Below are 17,698 nucleotides of genomic sequence, written 5' to 3' on the forward strand. Positions count from 1 at the left end.
TTAGGTCGCCTTTGAGAATGCTTTTCTATGTGTGTGGATCGACATTAAAATACCAAAACCAGCCATTAGGGTAACCATAGAGGTACCGCCATAGCTCACTAAAGGAAGAGGTACACCTACAACCGGTAGAATGCCACTTACCATGCCAATATTTACAAAAATATAAACGAAGAAGCTCAGTACAATACTGCCGCCCATCATTCGACCAAAGGCCGTCTGCGCTTGGCTTGCTAAGTACAAGCCACGTCCAATAATGAATAGGTAGATCGCAAGTAAGAACAAGATACCTATCATGCCCCATTCTTCAGCGATAACCGCAAAGATGAAGTCAGTATGGCGCTCTGGAATGAACTCTAGTTGAGATTGAGTCCCTTGTAGCCAGCCTTTCCCTGATATACCACCTGAACCTATCGCAATCTTACTTTGAATGATGTGGTAACCCGCACCTAATGGATCTGATTCAGGATCAAAAAGGGTTCTAACACGTACCTTTTGGTATTCACGCATTAAGAAGAACCACAGAATTGGGATAAATGCGCCTAAGGCGACAGCTGCACTGGCAATGATCTTCCAGCTAATACCCGCTAGGAATATCACGAAGATACCCGATGCCGCGATAAGGATAGAGGTGCCTAAATCGGGCTGCTTAGCGATCAGAATGGTTGGTACAAATACCATAACCAGCGAGATTGCCAAGGTTTGGAATGTCGGTGGTAGTGAACGCTTACCAATAAACCTCGCTAGCATCAAAGGCACGGCTAGCTTTAAGAGCTCTGAGGGCTGGAATCGAACAAAACCAAAATTCAGCCAACGCTGTGCACCTTTAGAGGCTTCGCCAAAGAAGAGTACGCCTAATAGCAGAATAACGCCGCCAGCGAATAGCACTGGGGCTAGAGTCTCGTAGGTACGTGGTGATATCTGAGCTAAGAAAATCATTACGCCCAAAGACAGTGCCATACGCATCGCCTGGCGATCCATCATCGCTAAGCTCTGTCCACTCGCGCTGTACATGATTAATAAGGCAAAGCCCATTAAAACTAGAATGCCGAGTAAGAGTGGCAGATCGATATGGAGCCTTTCAAATAAGGCTCTGTTTCGTCCTGTTGAAGGATCAAGTTTCATTATTTTATTGGCTCGCTTTGATAATCTTCTGCAAGGATAATGTGGTCTAGAATTCGTCTTACTACTGGGCCGCCATTCGATGAACCACCGCCAGCATTTTCGAGAACGATAGTGACAACGGCCTCTGGATCTTCAAGCGGTGCATAGCCAGTAAACAATGCGTGGTCACGTAGGTGCTCAGCGATTTCATCGGCGTTGTACTCTTCATCTTCTTTCAGACCAAAGACTTGTGCTGTACCTGACTTACCTGCGGTAACGTAAGACATATTTTGAAATGAGCGTCTTGCTGTCCCTTTTTTACCGTGGTTAGCCAGCTTCATACCTTCTTGAGCGATATCCCAGTACTTCTTCTTAACGCCTGTTAGTGGCGGGTAAGTTTCAATGTCCGACATAACTTGCTCGTCGAATGGGTGACCGTTTTCAATGGTGGCACGCAATAGGTGAGGTGCTGTTACCTCGCCCTTATTGACCAGCACAGAGGTCGCTTTTGCAATCTGCATTGGTGTGGCCGTCCAGTAGCCTTGGCCGATACCTACAGGGATTGTGTCACCTTGGTACCATGGCACACGGTGTCTGGCCATTTTCCAGTCTCGGGTTGGCATGTTGGCTTTACTTTCTTCGTAAATATCGATGCCCGTGTAATCGCCAAATCCAAACATCATCATCCATTTGGATATGCGATCTATACCTAGGTCATAAGCGATCTGGTAGAAGAAAGTGTCCACCGACTCTTCGATGGCTTTTACGATATCGACTTTACCGTGTCCCCAACGTAACCAATCTCTGAATGGTCGAGTTTTAGAGTTCGGGATCTTCCAGTAGCCAGGGTCGTTACGTGTGGTATTCGGTGTGATGACACCTTCTTGTAAAGCTGCAACGGCCATGAAGGGTTTGATCGTTGATGCTGGTGGATAGATGCCAAGTGTGGTTCGGTTTACTAGAGGACGGTTCTTATCCTGAAGCAGTGCGTTATACCCTTTAGAGGAAATGCCATGCACGAACGCATTCGGGTCATAGCTCGGGCTTGAAACCATCGCTAATACGCCGTTGTCTTTTGGATCCAATACAACTGCTGAGCCACGGCGTCCATCGAGTAGCTTATGAACGTAAAGCTGAAGGTTGATATCCAGGTTCAATACAATATCTTTACCCGGAACAGAAGGAACAAACTTTAGCGTGCGAATAACACGTCCACGGCTGTTTACTTCGACTTCTTGGTAGCCGGCTGTACCGTGTAGCAAATCTTCGTAATAGCGCTCAATACCTAGCTTACCAATATCACGGGTTGCTTGGTAATTGGCGTCTTTTTCTTCTCGCACCAATCGCTGCATGTCACGGTCGTTGATACGAGAGACATAACCGATAACGTGGGTAAGCACATCACCGTATGGATAAAAGCGCTTTAAGGTACCTGTAACCTCAACACCTGGGAATTTGTGTTGATTCACCGAGAAGACAGCTACCTGTGATTCTGTCAGCTGATTAAGAATGGGTACTGATTTAAAGCGTCGTGAATTACGGCGCTCACGGTTAAATCGTTCAATACGCTCTGGTGGGATCTCAATTAACTCTTGTAGACGGACAAGTGTATCGTCCATATCTTTGATTTTTTCGGGGGTGATTTCTAGGTTGAAAACCGGACGGTTCTCGGCAAGAAGTACACCGTTTCGATCGTAAATCAAACCACGGTTTGGTGCGATTGGCACCACTTTAATACGGTTATCGTTAGAGCGAGTTTTATAGTCTTGATATTGATTGACCTGAATGTTGTACAGGTTAACAACCAACAATGACATCATGACTATGATGCCTGCAAACGCAACAAAAGCACGACTAGTAAATAGTCGTGCTTCTGCTTTGTAATCACGGATTTGGCTACGTTTACGTAACATTAACGCTTATTCTCGATGATAAGGGTGGTTAGCAGTGATGCTCCAAGCTCGATACAAGCTTTCAGCCATGATAACGCGTACTAATGGGTGAGGGAGAGTAAGCGCAGACAGAGACCAACTTTGGTCTGCAGCCGCTTTACATGCAGGTGCTAATCCTTCAGGCCCGCCAATCAGGATAGAAACATCACGTCCATCCAACTTCCAGCTTTCCAATTGCTCAGCAAGTTGTGGTGTGTCCCATTTTCTTCCTGGGATATCTAGAGTCACAATTCGGTTGCCTTTTGGCACCGCAGCCAACATGGCTTCGCCTTCTTTCTGAAGAATACGAGCGATATCAGCGTTCTTACCACGCTTACCTGCCGTGATTTCAACGAGTTCTAACGGCATGTCGTGAGGGAAGCGGCGTTTATATTCGTTAAACCCTTCTTCAACCCACTTCGGCATTTTCGTGCCAACCGCGATTAACTGGATCTTCAACGTTTAGCCCCAAAGTTTTTCTAGTTGGTACAGTTCACGATGCTCTTCTTGCATAACGTGAAGCATGCTTGTACCCATATCTAGTACAACCCATTCGCCTTCTTGCTGGCCGTCCATACCAAGTGGTTCAAGACCGGCTTTCTTTACTTCGTCAGCAACATGCTGAGCAATTGAAGCTACGTGGCGCTTAGAAGTACCAGTACAAACGATCATGTAATCCGTCACACTTGATTTGCCTTCTACATCGATGGTCACAATAGATTCTGCTTTCATGTCGTCAGCTTTGTCTGCAAGAAAGTCTTTTAGTTCTTCACGTAACACTGGGTGTTCCTTAAATCTGAATTTGGTTCTACTAAGATCATAACACGCTTTTATGCGTGAGATGGTATTGAAGCTGAAGGGATACAAAACTCAACGCTCAACTGATGGATTAGTGGCCAAGGCGACTGCTCATACTGCGTTTTTGTTATCAATTCTGCTTGGGTCAGCAACGCAAACAGTGAGTGTAATTGAGAAATTGAAACTCTTGTTAGCGCGGCGTTATAAAGCGGCTTTTTCGATTGCCAGATACGATGTCTTTCGAAAACCTGACCGATCGGCATGAGTTTCATTTGTTGTTGCATTTGCAGTAGCAACGCAAGCTCTCTTTGCACGCTTCGCAGCAGAATAACTGGTTCGACACCCTCAGCTTCGAGTTGTCTTAGGATTCTCTGTGCTCGATTCCCTTTCCCTGCCAATAGGGCATCACTCCAATGGAATGGAGTGAAGTGGTTGTGTCGGCTCAGTGACTCTTCTAAGCGTACTAAGGTTAGCTTTCCATCTGGATACTGAAGCGCCAGCTTTTCGAGGCTTTGTGTGAGTGCAAACAGATTGCCTTCATGCCACTGCGCCAGCATTTGAATAGCTTCAGGGTCTGGTGATAACCCGACTTGACGACAGCGTGCTTGAACAAACTGAGGTAGCCTGCTGACATCAGGTGTCAGGCAACTTACCCAATGTCCCTGGCTAGAGAGCGATTTAAACCACTTAGCGTTTTCTTGGGCTTTTGTCAGTTTGGTGCCAACAAGAATTAGCAAGATATCGCTGTGGATATGCTCAGAGATAGCCAACAGTTCTTTGGCTATTGCGGCATTCACGCCTGACTCTGGTAGTTCAAGCTCAATGATTTGACGGCTAGAAAACAGGCTTAGCGCTTGAGTACAGTCATAGACTTGGTTCCAGTCCATACTATTATCAATCGCAAAGCGGTGACGTTCCTCGAAACCTTGTTGTTTAGCCGCTTTTTGAATCGCTTCTCGGCTTTCTTGCAATAGCAGTGGTTCATTACCAAAGATCAGGTAAACATTGCTCAGCTGTTTAGCAAGTTGTTCTGGTAAGCGGTCAGCAAAAATACGCATCAAATCAACCTATTATTGAGCAGATTCGCTGAGCTCTGGTTGCTGTTCTGTGCTTGGTTCGATTTCAACGTCGTCAATCTCAACATTCTTGATGTTGTATTGCTTTTCAAGCTCTTTAACTTGAACGTGTTCTAGTGCTTCTAGGTCCATACTGTCTGCAGCGATGTTCGCTTTTAGTCGAGCCATTTGACGTAGGATTTGGCTTGTTGCCAGCTTACGCATCTCATCTTCAATCATGTCGCGTTCAACCGATTTTGCAAGAGCTGTTAATGGGTTATCTAGGTAGCTGCGGGTAACACTGGTTGAGAACGTTTTTGAGCCAAGATCTGGAATCGTTACACGGTATGAAGCGTAGAACGTGAGCTCAATTTCTGCGGCACGAGTATTCTGGTATAGCGATAAAGTACGCTCACTAACACTCTCGCTAATGATATGCAGGTTAGGGGTATTTTCAGCTGGTGGCACAATTTCTACATCATTCATACGCAGTTGACCTTTCATCATACGTGTAAACGTACTGTATTGGTCGTAACTGGTTACCGAGATCTTGTTGAGCTCCTCCGGTACAGAGTAGTCACCACGTAGGTGAAAACCACAGGCACTAAGTAGGCTAACGGTTAGAACAACAATAGTAACTTTCAATGAAGATAGTGAAATCAGGCGCATTATTTGATGGCTCTCATGAAGGTAGAATACTTATTTAAATGCTTTAGTTTGTTGGCGTGAGGTTAGTCACTGAAAGTAAAGCGTTTAAATAAGTAGACAGGGTAATTTAATTACCCTGTCTAAAGACTGCCAAAAACGAATTAAGTTCGTTTTAGTCTACAGCGATTAGTTAGCAACGATGTTTAGAAGCTTACCTGGTACAAAGATGACTTTACGGATCGTTAAGCCATCTAGGAACTTCTTAGCGTTCTCATCGTTCAGACCAAGCTCACGAACCTGCTCTTCTGTTGCATCAGCTGCCACAGTTAGCTTCGCACGCAGCTTACCGTTGATCATAACAACGATAGTCTTCTCGTCTTCAACCAGTGCTTTCTCATCGAAAGTCGGCCATGTTGCTGAGTCAACATCTGATTCACCAAGAGCAATCCACATTTCGTAAGAGATGTGTGGCGTCATTGGGTAAAGCATGCGAACTACTGCTTTCAGTGCTTCGTCAAGGATTGCACGATCTTGTGCTGATTCTTGAGGCGCTTTCGCTAGTTTGTTCATCAGTTCCATGATCGCAGCGATCGCCGTGTTGAACGTTTGGCGACGGCCGATATCGTCCGTTACTTTCGAGATAGTCTTGTGAACATCACGACGAAGTGCTTTTTGGTCACCAGAAAGTGCTGCAACGTCAACAGATTCAGCTGCGCCCTTAGAAGAGTGAGCGTGAACCAGTTTCCAAACACGTTTAAGGAAGCGGTTTGCACCTTCAACACCAGATTCTTGCCACTCAAGTGTCATGTCTGCAGGTGATGCAAACATCATGAATAGACGTACTGTATCAGCACCGTACTTGTCTACCATCTCTTGTGGGTCGATACCGTTGTTTTTCGACTTAGACATCTTGATCATGCCTGAGTGAGCAACGTCACGGCCTTGGTTGTCTTTCGCAGACGTAATACGGCCTTTACCGTCACGCTCTACAGCAACATCAGTAGGAGCAACCCACTCTTTAGTGCCTTTCTCGTTCTCATGGTAGAACGCATCTGCTAGTACCATGCCTTGACATAGTAGTTGCTTGAATGGTTCGTCAGACGTCACGTAACCTGCATCACGTAACAGTTTGTGGAAGAAACGAGAGTACAGAAGGTGCATACAAGCGTGCTCGATACCACCGATGTACTGATCTACAGGTAGCCAGTAGTTCGCTTTTTCTGGATCTAGGATATCGTCAGCTTGTGGTGAACAGTAACGAGCGTAGTACCAAGAAGACTCCATGAACGTATCGAACGTGTCTGTTTCACGTAGAGCAGGTTCGCCGTTGAATGTTGTTTCTGCCCAAGACTTGTCAGCCTTGATTGGGCTAGTAACACCATCCATTACCACATCTTCAGGAAGAATCACAGGTAGCTGGTCTGCTGGTACTGGGTGAACTTCACCGTCTTCAGTGGTTACCATTGGGATTGGAGCACCCCAGTAACGCTGACGAGATACCCCCCAGTCACGTAGACGGAAGTTTACTGTTTTCTTACCTTTGCCTTCGGCTTCTAGCTTCGCAGCAATTGCGTCGAATGCTTCCTGGAAAGCAAGACCATCGAACTCACCAGAGTCGAACAGTACGCCTTTCTCGGTGTAAGCTGCTTCAGATACATCTAGCTCACAACCATCTTCTGGCTTGATTACTGGAATGATATCGATGCCGTACTTAGTTGCGAACTCGTAGTCACGCTGATCGTGAGCTGGAACCGCCATTACCGCGCCTGTGCCATAATCCATAAGTACGAAGTTTGCTACGTATACAGGAACAACACGACCGTTAAGAGGGTGGATAGCCGTTAAGCCAGTATCCATACCTTTCTTTTCCATCGTTGCTAGTTCAGCTTCAGCAACTTTAGTGTTGCGGCACTCTTCAACGAATGCAGCAAGCTCTGGGTTATTCTTTGATGCTTTCTCTGCAAGAGGGTGACCTGCAGCGATACCAACGTAAGACACACCCATCAGCGTATCAGGACGAGTTGTGTACACTTCTAGTGGCGCTTCTTCACCGTTAACAGCGAAAGATAGCTCAACACCTTCAGAGCGACCGATCCAGTTGCGCTGCATGGTTTTAACCATTTCAGGCCAACCTTCAAGGTTGTCTAGGTCATCTAGTAGCTCTTGAGCGTACTCAGTGATTTTAATGAACCACTGTGGAATTTTCTTTTGCTCTACTGGAGTATCACAACGCCAGCAGCAACCATCTTCTACTTGCTCGTTCGCTAGTACAGTTTGGTCGTTTGGACACCAGTTAACAGAAGAGGTCTTCTTGTACACTAGGCCTTTTTCGTAAAGCTTTGTGAAGAATTCTTGTTCCCAGCGGTAGTATTCAGGTGTACATGTTGCGAATTCACGATTCCAGTCGTAACCAAAGCCAAGAAGCTTAAGCTGGTTTTTCATGTATTCGATGTTTTCGTAAGTCCATGGTGCAGGTGCTGTGTTGTTTTTTACAGCTGCGTTTTCTGCAGGTAGGCCGAATGCATCCCAACCGATTGGTTGCATTACGTTTTTGCCTTGTAGACGTTGGAAACGAGATACCACATCACCGATGGTGTAGTTACGCACGTGACCCATGTGCAGTCGGCCACTTGGGTACGGGAACATAGAAAGACAGTAGAATTTTTCTTTGTTTGGGTCTTCACTCACAACGAAAGTTTCGCTGTTATCCCAGTGTTGTTGAACCTTTTGTTCAATCTCTTGCGGGTTATATTGTTCTTGCATCGATGGTATCCGGTTATCTTGGAATTTGTGAGTTCGGTTAGAACAGAATCTTACAGATCGTCATAGAATACCTAAAGGAGCTTAGTACAACAATAGTTATACCCTTCATACTTGCAGTTGCTGACTTGTAGATGGCGTAATTTTCACTGAATTTCGCAGGGCAACTATACTTAAGAGTATGAATTGCATTTGTTTGTGAGCGAGGGAGCGTTGTAGCACTTCGTTTACTCGCTATAACGTTGGTTATCTTAAGGAGGTTGTTATGCCGAAGAAAAAAGCACTCTATGAAGAAGTGGTTGAAGAGGTTATCGAAACGCTGAAGCATAGTCCTGAAGAGCTCAACAACAAAATCGAAACATCAGGCAAATATGCGAAAGCCGCCAATGACATGACTAAAGATGAGCTATCGCTGATCTCGGCCTACGTGAAGTCAGACTTGAAAGAGTTTTCTGAGAGCTACGAAGAGAGCAAAAGCGGTCCATTTTATCTGATGATTGCAGATTCTATTTGGCAGGGGCTTCTCGATATTACCGATCGCACTAAAGTAGAGTGGGTTGAGCTGTTCCAAGATTTAGAACACCAAGGCTTGTATCAAGCTGGTGAAGTGATTGGGTTGGGGACGCTTGTCTGTGATGAGTGTGGTCATCAAACTGAATATAATCATCCAACGACCATCATCCCGTGCATTAAGTGCGGCTCGAAAGGGTTTAGTCGCAAAGCACTGAAGCCGTAAATCTCCTCAAATACGACAAAAACAAAAAGGGTTGACCAAACGGCCAACCCTCCAAGTTACTTTATGTTGAATCTCTAACCTAGTTCTTTGGTTTTCTCACACTCCAGCCAATAACTAAGCTTAGTAGCACCCAAACATACAATGGCCAAGTACCGACCACGCGGTAAGGGGTTTGGCCATCTGTTGAAACAAGCTCGGCTTTCAGAACTGCCGTTTCAAACTGAGGTATTTGCTTGATGATATTGCCTTTGTAGTCCGTCACCGCTGTCACACCGTTGTTGGTTGAGCGAATTAGCGGCTTACCAAGCTCTAAGGCACGCATTTGCGCGATTTCCATATGTTGTAATGGACCAATTGAACGGCCAAACCACGCATCGTTAGAGAGCGTTAGAATAAAGTCCGTATCGTCTGTCACATTCTGTCTTACTTGATCATTAAAGATGATCTCATAACACAGAGCTGGCGCTAGATGACGACCGTTAGCAACAATGTTTGGCTGGATGAAATCGCCACGACTGAACGATGACATTGGCAAGTTAAAGAACGGTGCTAATGGACGCAATATATCTTCAAAGGGTACAAACTCACCAAATGGTAATAGGTGATGTTTGTGGTAGCGCTCGTCTGGGTCATAGCTGTATTCACCATATGGGTTAACACCAAGAGAAAGAATACTGTTGTAGTATTTCTTATCTTCAGACTGGTTCAGTACACCTGTGATGATGGAATTGTTGTTCATCTTAGCTGCGCTATCTAAGTTACGTAGGAAAGACGGTATCTCGACTTCAAAAGCAGGGATCGCGGCCTCTGGCCAGATGATGATATCTGCATCCCAGTTTTCCCTGCTTAGGTCAGTGTATTTCATCATAGTCGGCCAGCGGTGACTTGGCAGCCATTTGCTGTCCTGGTCGACATTACCTTGAATCAACACCACTGAGGTGGTTTTTTCAGGATTCGGTGTTACCCAATCGATGTTGCGAATACCAAAGCCAGTACTAAATACGACTGCAGGAATAACAACGATGCTCCAGGCTCTGTTTATAACCGCATAAGCAAACGCTGATGCTGAAACGATAATGGCAAGAGTCACTAGCTCGACACCACCAATTGGTGCGAAAGAGCCTAACGGAGAGTCGATTTGGCTATAGCCCAACCACAGCCATGGGAAGCCTGTCATTACCCAGCCGCGTAGCCAATCACTGATCAACCATAGTGCCGGAGCGGCTAGGAAGAATCGGCTTAAATTATTAGTGGGGAAGAACTTATTTAAGCTCCAAGTAAAGAGCCCTGAGTATACGGCTAAATAGCCAACGAGGAGTGCCATCAAAAATAGATTGGCCGCTAGTGGCATACCGCCAAAGCCGTCAATACTGACATATACCCAGCTGATTCCTGTGGTGAACTGACCTAGGCCCCATGCATAACCAATCCAAAGTGCACTCTTAGGTGAACGATTGTGGATCAGTAGCAGTAATAAAGCTGGGCTGAGAATGGCAAGAGGCCATATTGAGTATGGAGCGAATGAGAGGGTGGTTATAGCGCCAACAAAAACGGCCGCAAGCGGCCGTAATAGGCGATGAATAAAAGTATTAGTCATCTAATTTCTGTCATCTCTTTAGAGAGAAGTGGTTATTCTTCGATAGTCGGAAGAGGTTGCTCGTCAGGAATGGTTACCTGTAGCTGAATCACGCGACGATTATCTGCTGATGTTATTTTGAAATGGTAGTTTTCGATTTCTACAATTTCGCCACGAACTGGCAGATGACCGAGTGCTGTCATAACCATGCCGCCTACTGTATCCACTTCATCATCACTGAAAGCAGTATCAAACGTGTTGTTGAACTCTTCAATGGTGGTTAAAGCTTTAACAGAGAAGGTATGCTTGCTCAGCTTACGGATATCTAACTCTTCTTCATCGTCGAACTCGTCTTCAATTTCACCAACGATTTCTTCGAGGATATCTTCAATGGTTACTAGGCCAGAGACACCGCCAAACTCATCAACAACGATAGACATGTGGTAACGCTCTTCACGGAACTCCTTGAGTAGGCGATCAACACGCTTACTTTCAGGAACAACAACCGCAGGGCGAATCACTTGTTCGATATCAAATGGGGCACTGTCTGAACCCAAGTACTTAAGTAGGTCCTTCGCTAATAGAATGCCTTCAACATGGTCTTTATCTTCACTGATCACTGGGTAGCGAGAGTGTTGAGCATCAGTAATCAACGCAATCAATGTATCTAAATCATCGGTGCGTTCTACTGTAACCATTTGAGAGCGAGGTAGCATGATGTCGCGTACTCGCATCTCTGAAATCTCCATAACACCTTCGAGCATGTCGCGAGTGTCGTGGTCAATTAGGTCATTAATTTCTGAGTCGCGGATTACGTCTACGAGCTCTTGGCGGTCTTTTACCTCGCCTTGAAATAGTTGGCCTAGGCGTTCAAAGAAGGACTTTCTACTCGGACCTTCAGATTTTTTACTTCCCTCAGAAGTGGGGGGGTTACCTTCGTTCATGATTTCTCAAAAAATAACGCTATCAGAAGTGTGATAGCACACATCACAACTCAGATTCCTGAACATTACAGGTTCGATGAGTTATTGTTTCTCTGCAATCTACTTAACTAGAATCGATTTACTTTTCTAGAATATATGGGTCTTCAAACCCCATAGCTTGCATGATTTCTGTCTCGAGTGACTCCATCTCTTCAGCTTCATCATCTTCGATATGATCATAACCTAGCAGATGCAGACTGCCATGTACAACCATATGAGCCCAGTGTGCTAGCAGAGGCTTATTTTGCTCTTCTGCTTCTTTTTCGACAACTTGGCGACAGATAATGAGGTCACCTAGAAGATCTAACTCGATCCCAGGAGGAGCCTCGAATGGGAAAGATAGCACGTTAGTTGGCTTGTCTTTACCACGATATTCATGATTTAGCTGGTGGCTTTCCTCTGTATCTACGATACGGATAGTAAGCTCAGCGCTCTTTTGAAACTGAGGTATGGTCTTGTCCAACCAAAGCTGAATGTCCTGCTCTGTTGGAAGACCTTGCTCATTTTCGACCGCTAATTGTAGGTCTAGTTCAATAGACATCTATTTATCACCTTGTTCTGCAATCACAGAACTATTTTGTGTTGCTAATTGTGTCGTAACCGCTTGCTGAGTCTCAAGAAGTTTCGCTTCGCGCTCTTCACGTTTACGTTTCTCAAACTCTTTACGCTCTTTCTGGTCTTTCGCTTCCCATTTCTCGTAAGCGTTAACAATACGAGCAACCACTGGGTGACGAACCACGTCTTCAGACATAAAGAAGTTAAAGCTGATGTCATCGACTTCACTTAGAACTTCGGTCGCATGACGTAAGCCAGATTTTGCCCCACGAGGTAAATCGATTTGAGTGATATCGCCTGTGATTACCGCACGAGAGTTGAAACCAATACGAGTTAGGAACATCTTCATCTGTTCAACAGTCGTGTTTTGGCTCTCATCAAGAATGATGAAGGCATCGTTCAGTGTACGACCACGCATGTACGCAAGAGGTGCAACCTCAATCACGTTACGCTCAATCAGCTTCTCAACACGTTCAAAGCCCAGCATTTCAAAAAGTGCATCGTAAAGTGGACGCAAGTATGGGTCTACTTTTTGGCTTAAGTCACCAGGCAGGAAACCTAACTTTTCACCCGCTTCAACCGCAGGACGCGTCAATAGAATGCGACGAATCTCTTGGCGCTCTAATGCGTCTACGGCAGCAGCGACAGCTAAATACGTTTTACCGGTACCAGCAGGACCGATACCAAAGGTGATGTCATGCGTCACCATATTCATTAGGTATTGTGCTTGGTTTGGTGTACGCGGCTTAATGACGCCTTTTTTGGTCTTAATGAACACTTCTTTGCCGTGTTCAATATCAGATTCTACATTCTGTTCTAAAACACCAGACTCTTTGATAGCCAAGTGAATTTGTTCTGGCTCGATGTCTGGAATCGTGCCTTTGACCGGAGCAGATTCAACATACAGGCGCTTAACAATATCGAGTGCAGCAGCAGCCGTGTGAGGCTTACCAACAATAGTGAAGAAGTTGCTGCGGTGGTTAATCTCGACACCTAAACGGCGCTCAAGGTGTTTGATGTTGTCATCGAATGGGCCACAAAGGCTTGCAAGGCGATGGTTATCTGCGGGTTCTAGATTGATTTCTAGGGTAACGATTTTATTGCTCAAATTAGCCTCTCATTTTGTGCCACCCACTCTTTTCAACAAACAAAGAGCAAGAAGCCCGATTGGGACCGGGCTTCTAGTGGCGATTTCCCTATCTCTAAGATGGTCACTTAGTTAGGTAATTTCAAGCTTTGTTGGTCAGCTTTTTGCTGAACCTAGATGTTTCGCTTATGGCGTAAATGTCGCTACACCTAGCTCGTCTTCGCGTTTTGTGTTCGCCATCATTTGAGTTGGCGAGATCACGCTGCGAAGATCCATGTCTTTCTCAGTACGCACTACTTCACCACGTAGTGAGTTAGCAAATACTTCTGTGATTTTCACGTCTACGAACTGGCCGATAAGATCAGCAGAACCTTCAAAGTTAACAACACGGCTGTTTTCAGTGCGAGCACGTAGCTCCATAAGGTTCTTCTTCGATGGACCTTCAACCAATACGCGTTGCTCTGTACCAAGCATTAGGCGCGAGTAGCGCATTGCTTGCGTATTCACCGTTTGTTGTAGTTCGTATAGGCGATCTTTCTTCTCTTGCTCAGGCACGTCACATGGGTAGTCTGCAGCAGGTGTACCCGGACGAGGAGAGAAGATAAAGCTGAAGCTCATATCGAAATCAACGTCTTTGATCAATTTCATCGTGTCTTGGAAATCTTGGTTAGATTCACCAGGGAAACCAACGATAAAGTCAGAACTGATTTGAATGTCAGGACGCGCTTTACGAAGTTTACGAATAATTGACTTGTACTCGATAGCAGTATGAGGACGCTTCATCATCGTAAGGATACGGTCACTACCACTTTGTACTGGTAGGTGAAGGAAGCTTACAAGCTCAGGTGTATCTTCGTATACTGCGATGATGTCATCACCAAACTCAAGCGGGTGGCTTGTGGTGAAACGAATACGATCGATACCATCGATAGAAGCCACAAGACGAAGCAGCTCTGCGAATGTGCAGATATCACCTTCGTGAGTTGGACCACGGTATGCGTTTACGTTTTGACCTAGCAGGTTAACTTCACGTACACCTTGCTCTGCAAGTTGAGCAACTTCGAACAGTACATCGTCCATTGGACGGCTAACTTCTTCACCGCGAGTGTAAGGTACAACGCAGTAAGTACAGTACTTAGAACAGCCTTCCATGATAGAAACGAATGCCGTTGCACCTTCAGCACGAGGCTCAGGTAGGCTATCGAACTTTTCGATCTCAGGGAAAGAGATGTCCATCACTGGCGCTTCGTTAGATAGAGAAGATTTGATCATCTCTGGAAGACGGTGCAGTGTTTGAGGGCCAAAGATAACGTCTACGTATGGCGCACGTTGACGAATGTGGTCGCCTTCTTGAGTCGCTACACAGCCACCCACACCGATTACCACACCTTCTTTTTTATCTTTTAGCGTTTTCCAACGACCAAGCTGGTGGAATACTTTCTCTTGTGCTTTTTCACGGATAGAACAAGTATTCAGTAGTAGTACATCTGCTTCCTCAGGTACTTCAGTTAGCTCATAGCCATTTGCGGCATTTAGCAGGTCAGCCATTTTTGATGAATCGTATTCGTTCATCTGACAGCCCCAAGTTTTAATTAGCAGTTTCTTACTCATTTTTTGTTCGCTCGATCGTTAGTTTAATTTAAGGGAGCAAATCGCCCGGTATCTATCCGCGAGAGTTGATGGCCATAATTAGGTATTCATTTTATGGCTCACCCTAGCGGCAAGCGGCGTATTGTACTGGTTTCAAAACCGACTGACTAGTGGTCTGATAAAATCTCTTCGGAAGTGGTTTTTATTCTCGTTAACACTAGATGTAGCAAGGGGTAACCCATTTTTCAAATAAGGTTTTTGGTTACAAGTTCGTTGTGAAAACGTACAATCGAAAACAGTCAAAGAATCAAACTGATAAGTACAAAATATGAACAGTTACGATATTGTGGTCGTCGGTGGCGGCATGGTTGGTGCGGCAACAGCAATCGGTTTTGCTAAGCAAGGACTGAAGGTTGCTGTGATCGAAGGTTTTGCGCCCCAAGCATTTGATGAGTCGCAAGCGATGGATATTCGAGTGTCAGCGATTTCTCAGGCGTCAGTCGATTTACTTGACGATCTTGGTGCATGGCAGAACATAGCAGCAATGCGAGTTTGCTCCTACAAGCGCTTAGAGACTTGGGAACACCCAGAATGTCGTACTCGATTTGATGCTGCGTCTCTTGATTTACCGCGTTTAGGCTACATAGTTGAAAACCGACTAATTCAATTGGGCTTATGGTCTCAGTTTGATGCTTATGACAATTTAGAACTGCTGTGTCCCGAAAAGTTGGATTCTATCGAATTTGGCGAAACTAATATCGTTAAACTTCAATCTGGTATCGAGTTATTAGCTAAGTGGGTGGTTGGTGCCGATGGTGCGAATTCTGCGGTTAGACAGCAAGCGGGGATTGGTATCACTGCTTGGGACTACCGCCAGCACTGTATGCTTATCAATGTAGAAACTGAGCTTCCTCAGCAAGACATTACTTGGCAACAGTTTTTGCCGAGCGGTCCGCGTTCATTCCTCCCTTTATGTTCTGTTAGTTCAGGAGACCAGGAAGTCGGGCAGGGCTCGTTAGTTTGGTATGACTCGCCATCTCGCATTAAGCAACTATCGGCAATGAGCCCAGACAAGCTCCGCAATGAAGTACTTGCTAACTTCCCTGCGGAGTTAGGGGACATCAAAGTACTCAACTCTGGTTCTTTCCCTCTTACTCGACGCCATGCGCAATCTTATTTTAAGAACAACTGCATTCTGGTTGGAGACTCAGCACACACGATTAATCCATTAGCAGGGCAGGGTGTTAATTTAGGCTTCAAAGATGTTGCAGCTCTATTGGATGTAACCAAAGAAAAAAGCGAGCTGAATCATTCTGTAGTAAGACGCTACGAGGTGATGAGAAGAGGTGACAACCTAGTGATGCAAAGCGGTATGGATTTCTTCTATAAGACGTTCAGTAATGATATTGGTCCACTTAAGTTTGTGCGTAATGCTGCACTCAAGCTAGCAGAGAACTCAGGGCCGATTAAAACTCAAGTTTTGAAGTATGCTCTGGGCCTTTAATTGAGTATTACAGACACTTTATAAAGAGAAGGAGAGCGAATGCTCTCCTTTTTTGTATTCGACGATGTCTATCGCTGCTGTGTCACACAAACTGGCGCATCTAGCTCTAATGAGTAGCCTGTGTAAACCAGAGAGCCGTCTTCTGTATTTCGTTTGAATGACGTGATGTTATTAGTGTGCTGGTTTGTGGCGATAAGCCATTCACCATCATGAGTAATATGAAAATCACGAGGGAAGTTGCCTTCAGAACTATAGCTATCAATAAAAATAGGCACTTTCGTTGTCGATTCGATTCTGAAGCAACTGATCATCGATTGATGTCGACAAGAGACATAGATAAATTGCTCATCCGGCGATAGTTTTATTGCAGCCGTTGCTTCTCCTTTTTCCATATTTGGAAGTGCGTCGATCTCTTCGACAATACTCCATTTACCAAGAGTTTTCTCCATCATCAGTATTGTTTCAGAGAGCTCACAGATTACATAGGCTTTATCTTCGTCTTTGTTGAAGACGAGATGACGAGGTCCATTGCCCGCAGGGACTTTAATGGATTGCATTGGTTCGTCTAGAAACTCTTCCTGTTCTTCATCAAAGCAATAGAAATTGATTCGATCAGCGCCAAGGTCGATAGTGACAAATTGTGGTGAGTTTTGTAAGAACAGACATTGATGAGCATGTGGAGCGGTCTGACGCTCTTTGTTTGGTCCTGACCCCACCATCGCTATTGTTTTAAGTCGTTTATCGATATTGCCATTGATACTTAAACTAAAAATATCGAATGAACCTGATGAGTATTGAGAAGTAATAGCAAACTTATGGCTAGGATCTATGGTGACATGACAAGGATGATCGCCAGAGATGGCACCTGAATTACTAGCGGTCTTTGAGCTAGCATTAGCGATATGAATCAACTGTGGCTGTTTGGGTTGGTCCACTTCAGACGCGGTATAGATACCAAGCTCGGTCGCTACGACAAAAGATGGGTTAGTACAATCTGTAATGAGTTCTAAAGGTAATAGTTGACCGTTTTCCAAGTCTAACTGAGCCTGATACACGCCTTGGCTTTTACTGGGAGTGTCTGTGTAGCAACCGATCGTTAAAGTGAGGTTTTTCATAAGGCGTCATACTCAATTAGAAAGTGGAGCAGACATTGTCTTATAAAAAAGTCATGAAGTGATTAAATAGGGAGAAATACTTGGTGACGGGGTTATCAGATTTACATATTCCAGATAAAACAAAACCCAGCTAAAAAGCTGGGTTCTATTTAATGATGGTGCGGTCGGAGAGACTTGAACTCTCACACCTCTCGGCGCCAGAACCTAAATCTGGTGCGTCTACCAATTCCGCCACGACCGCAGCAAATCTTTGTAGTCA

At 45.1% G+C, this 17,698-nt stretch carries 15 protein-coding genes and 1 tRNA gene; 2 read left to right on the forward strand and 14 right to left on the reverse strand.

Annotation, left to right across the window (positions count from 1 at the left end; all coding sequences use genetic code 11):
- The 7 genes from rodA to leuS form a co-directional block, all read right to left on the reverse strand.
- Entirely contained in the window at positions 1-1,122 is a 1,122-nt protein-coding gene (gene rodA / locus F0232_RS19060; RefSeq protein WP_105059129.1) for a rod shape-determining protein RodA, read from the reverse strand.
- Positions 1,122-3,014: a penicillin-binding protein 2 gene (gene mrdA / locus F0232_RS19065; protein WP_105059130.1), complete on the reverse strand. Its 1,893-nt coding sequence runs from the start codon at positions 3,012-3,014 to the stop codon at positions 1,122-1,124. The genes rodA and mrdA overlap by 1 nt, the downstream gene beginning before the upstream one ends.
- Before the next feature lie 6 nt (positions 3,015-3,020).
- Positions 3,021-3,491, reverse strand: coding sequence for a 23S rRNA (pseudouridine(1915)-N(3))-methyltransferase RlmH (gene rlmH / locus F0232_RS19070; RefSeq protein WP_004737638.1), 471 nt, complete (start codon positions 3,489-3,491; stop codon positions 3,021-3,023).
- 3 nt (positions 3,492-3,494) lie between these two features.
- Entirely contained in the window at positions 3,495-3,812 is a 318-nt protein-coding gene (gene rsfS, locus F0232_RS19075; protein WP_008224165.1) for a ribosome silencing factor, read from the reverse strand.
- Positions 3,813-3,862: 50 nt separating this feature from the next.
- Positions 3,863-4,888, reverse strand: a complete 1,026-nt coding sequence (holA, locus tag F0232_RS19080; protein WP_102425034.1) for a DNA polymerase III subunit delta — start codon at positions 4,886-4,888, stop codon at positions 3,863-3,865.
- 12 nt (positions 4,889-4,900) lie between these two features.
- The gene (lptE, locus tag F0232_RS19085; protein WP_105059131.1) at positions 4,901-5,554 is read right to left on the reverse strand and encodes an LPS assembly lipoprotein LptE; all 654 of its coding nucleotides are present in this window, start codon (positions 5,552-5,554) and stop codon (positions 4,901-4,903) included.
- A 165-nt stretch (positions 5,555-5,719) separates the two neighbouring features.
- The gene (gene leuS / locus F0232_RS19090; RefSeq protein WP_105059132.1) at positions 5,720-8,296 is read right to left on the reverse strand and encodes a leucine--tRNA ligase; all 2,577 of its coding nucleotides are present in this window, start codon (positions 8,294-8,296) and stop codon (positions 5,720-5,722) included.
- Between the two features lie 262 nt (positions 8,297-8,558).
- On the opposite strand from leuS, the gene F0232_RS19095 reads away from it, so the two are divergent.
- Complete coding sequence (locus tag F0232_RS19095; RefSeq protein WP_061033217.1) at positions 8,559-9,029, forward strand: zinc ribbon-containing protein; 471 nt, start codon at positions 8,559-8,561, stop codon at positions 9,027-9,029.
- 79 nt (positions 9,030-9,108) lie between these two features.
- On the opposite strand, the gene lnt is transcribed toward F0232_RS19095, so the two are convergent.
- The 5 genes from lnt to miaB all read right to left on the reverse strand — a co-directional run bounded on the left by lnt (position 9,109) and on the right by miaB (position 14,841).
- Entirely contained in the window at positions 9,109-10,626 is a 1,518-nt protein-coding gene (gene lnt / locus F0232_RS19100; RefSeq protein WP_105059133.1) for an apolipoprotein N-acyltransferase, read from the reverse strand.
- Between the two features lie 32 nt (positions 10,627-10,658).
- Positions 10,659-11,549, reverse strand: a complete 891-nt coding sequence (gene corC, locus F0232_RS19105) for a CNNM family magnesium/cobalt transport protein CorC (RefSeq protein WP_004737645.1) — start codon at positions 11,547-11,549, stop codon at positions 10,659-10,661.
- Positions 11,550-11,667: 118 nt separating this feature from the next.
- Positions 11,668-12,129, reverse strand: a complete 462-nt coding sequence (ybeY, locus tag F0232_RS19110; protein WP_061033215.1) for an rRNA maturation RNase YbeY — start codon at positions 12,127-12,129, stop codon at positions 11,668-11,670.
- Positions 12,130-13,251 (reverse strand): PhoH family protein, encoded by a 1,122-nt coding sequence (locus F0232_RS19115; RefSeq protein ID WP_105059134.1) that lies wholly within the window; start codon positions 13,249-13,251, stop codon positions 12,130-12,132.
- A 165-nt stretch (positions 13,252-13,416) separates the two neighbouring features.
- The gene (gene miaB, locus F0232_RS19120; RefSeq protein WP_105059135.1) at positions 13,417-14,841 is read right to left on the reverse strand and encodes a tRNA (N6-isopentenyl adenosine(37)-C2)-methylthiotransferase MiaB; all 1,425 of its coding nucleotides are present in this window, start codon (positions 14,839-14,841) and stop codon (positions 13,417-13,419) included.
- 307 nt (positions 14,842-15,148) lie between these two features.
- Between miaB and F0232_RS19125 the strand changes: the two genes are divergently transcribed.
- The gene (locus F0232_RS19125) at positions 15,149-16,324 is read left to right on the forward strand and encodes a 2-octaprenyl-3-methyl-6-methoxy-1,4-benzoquinol hydroxylase (protein WP_105059136.1); all 1,176 of its coding nucleotides are present in this window, start codon (positions 15,149-15,151) and stop codon (positions 16,322-16,324) included.
- A 68-nt stretch (positions 16,325-16,392) separates the two neighbouring features.
- Here the strand turns inward: F0232_RS19125 and F0232_RS19130 are convergent, their stop codons facing one another.
- Complete coding sequence (locus tag F0232_RS19130) at positions 16,393-17,439, reverse strand: lactonase family protein (protein WP_105059137.1); 1,047 nt, start codon at positions 17,437-17,439, stop codon at positions 16,393-16,395.
- A gap of 156 nt (positions 17,440-17,595) precedes the next feature.
- A tRNA-Leu gene (locus F0232_RS19135) sits at positions 17,596-17,680 on the reverse strand.
- Positions 17,681-17,698: the final 18 nt, after the last annotated feature.

The sequence above is a fragment of the Vibrio sp. T3Y01 genome, assembly GCF_013114525.1.
Classification (GTDB): domain Bacteria; phylum Pseudomonadota; class Gammaproteobacteria; order Enterobacterales; family Vibrionaceae; genus Vibrio; species Vibrio chagasii_B.

Coding starts and splice junctions, on each gene's coding strand:
- rodA (WP_105059129.1), bottom strand. CDS start 1,122: ATGAAACTTGATCCTTCAACAGGACGAAACAGAGCCTTATTTGAAAGG.
- mrdA (WP_105059130.1), bottom strand. CDS start 3,014: ATGTTACGTAAACGTAGCCAAATCCGTGATTACAAAGCAGAAGCACGA.
- holA (WP_102425034.1), bottom strand. CDS start 4,888: ATGCGTATTTTTGCTGACCGCTTACCAGAACAACTTGCTAAACAGCTG.
- lptE (WP_105059131.1), bottom strand. CDS start 5,554: ATGCGCCTGATTTCACTATCTTCATTGAAAGTTACTATTGTTGTTCTA.
- leuS (WP_105059132.1), bottom strand. CDS start 8,296: ATGCAAGAACAATATAACCCGCAAGAGATTGAACAAAAGGTTCAACAA.
- F0232_RS19095 (WP_061033217.1), top strand. CDS start 8,559: ATGCCGAAGAAAAAAGCACTCTATGAAGAAGTGGTTGAAGAGGTTATC.
- lnt (WP_105059133.1), bottom strand. CDS start 10,626: ATGACTAATACTTTTATTCATCGCCTATTACGGCCGCTTGCGGCCGTT.
- corC (WP_004737645.1), bottom strand. CDS start 11,549: ATGAACGAAGGTAACCCCCCCACTTCTGAGGGAAGTAAAAAATCTGAA.
- ybeY (WP_061033215.1), bottom strand. CDS start 12,129: ATGTCTATTGAACTAGACCTACAATTAGCGGTCGAAAATGAGCAAGGT.
- miaB (WP_105059135.1), bottom strand. CDS start 14,841: ATGAGTAAGAAACTGCTAATTAAAACTTGGGGCTGTCAGATGAACGAA.
- F0232_RS19125 (WP_105059136.1), top strand. CDS start 15,149: ATGAACAGTTACGATATTGTGGTCGTCGGTGGCGGCATGGTTGGTGCG.
- F0232_RS19130 (WP_105059137.1), bottom strand. CDS start 17,439: ATGAAAAACCTCACTTTAACGATCGGTTGCTACACAGACACTCCCAGT.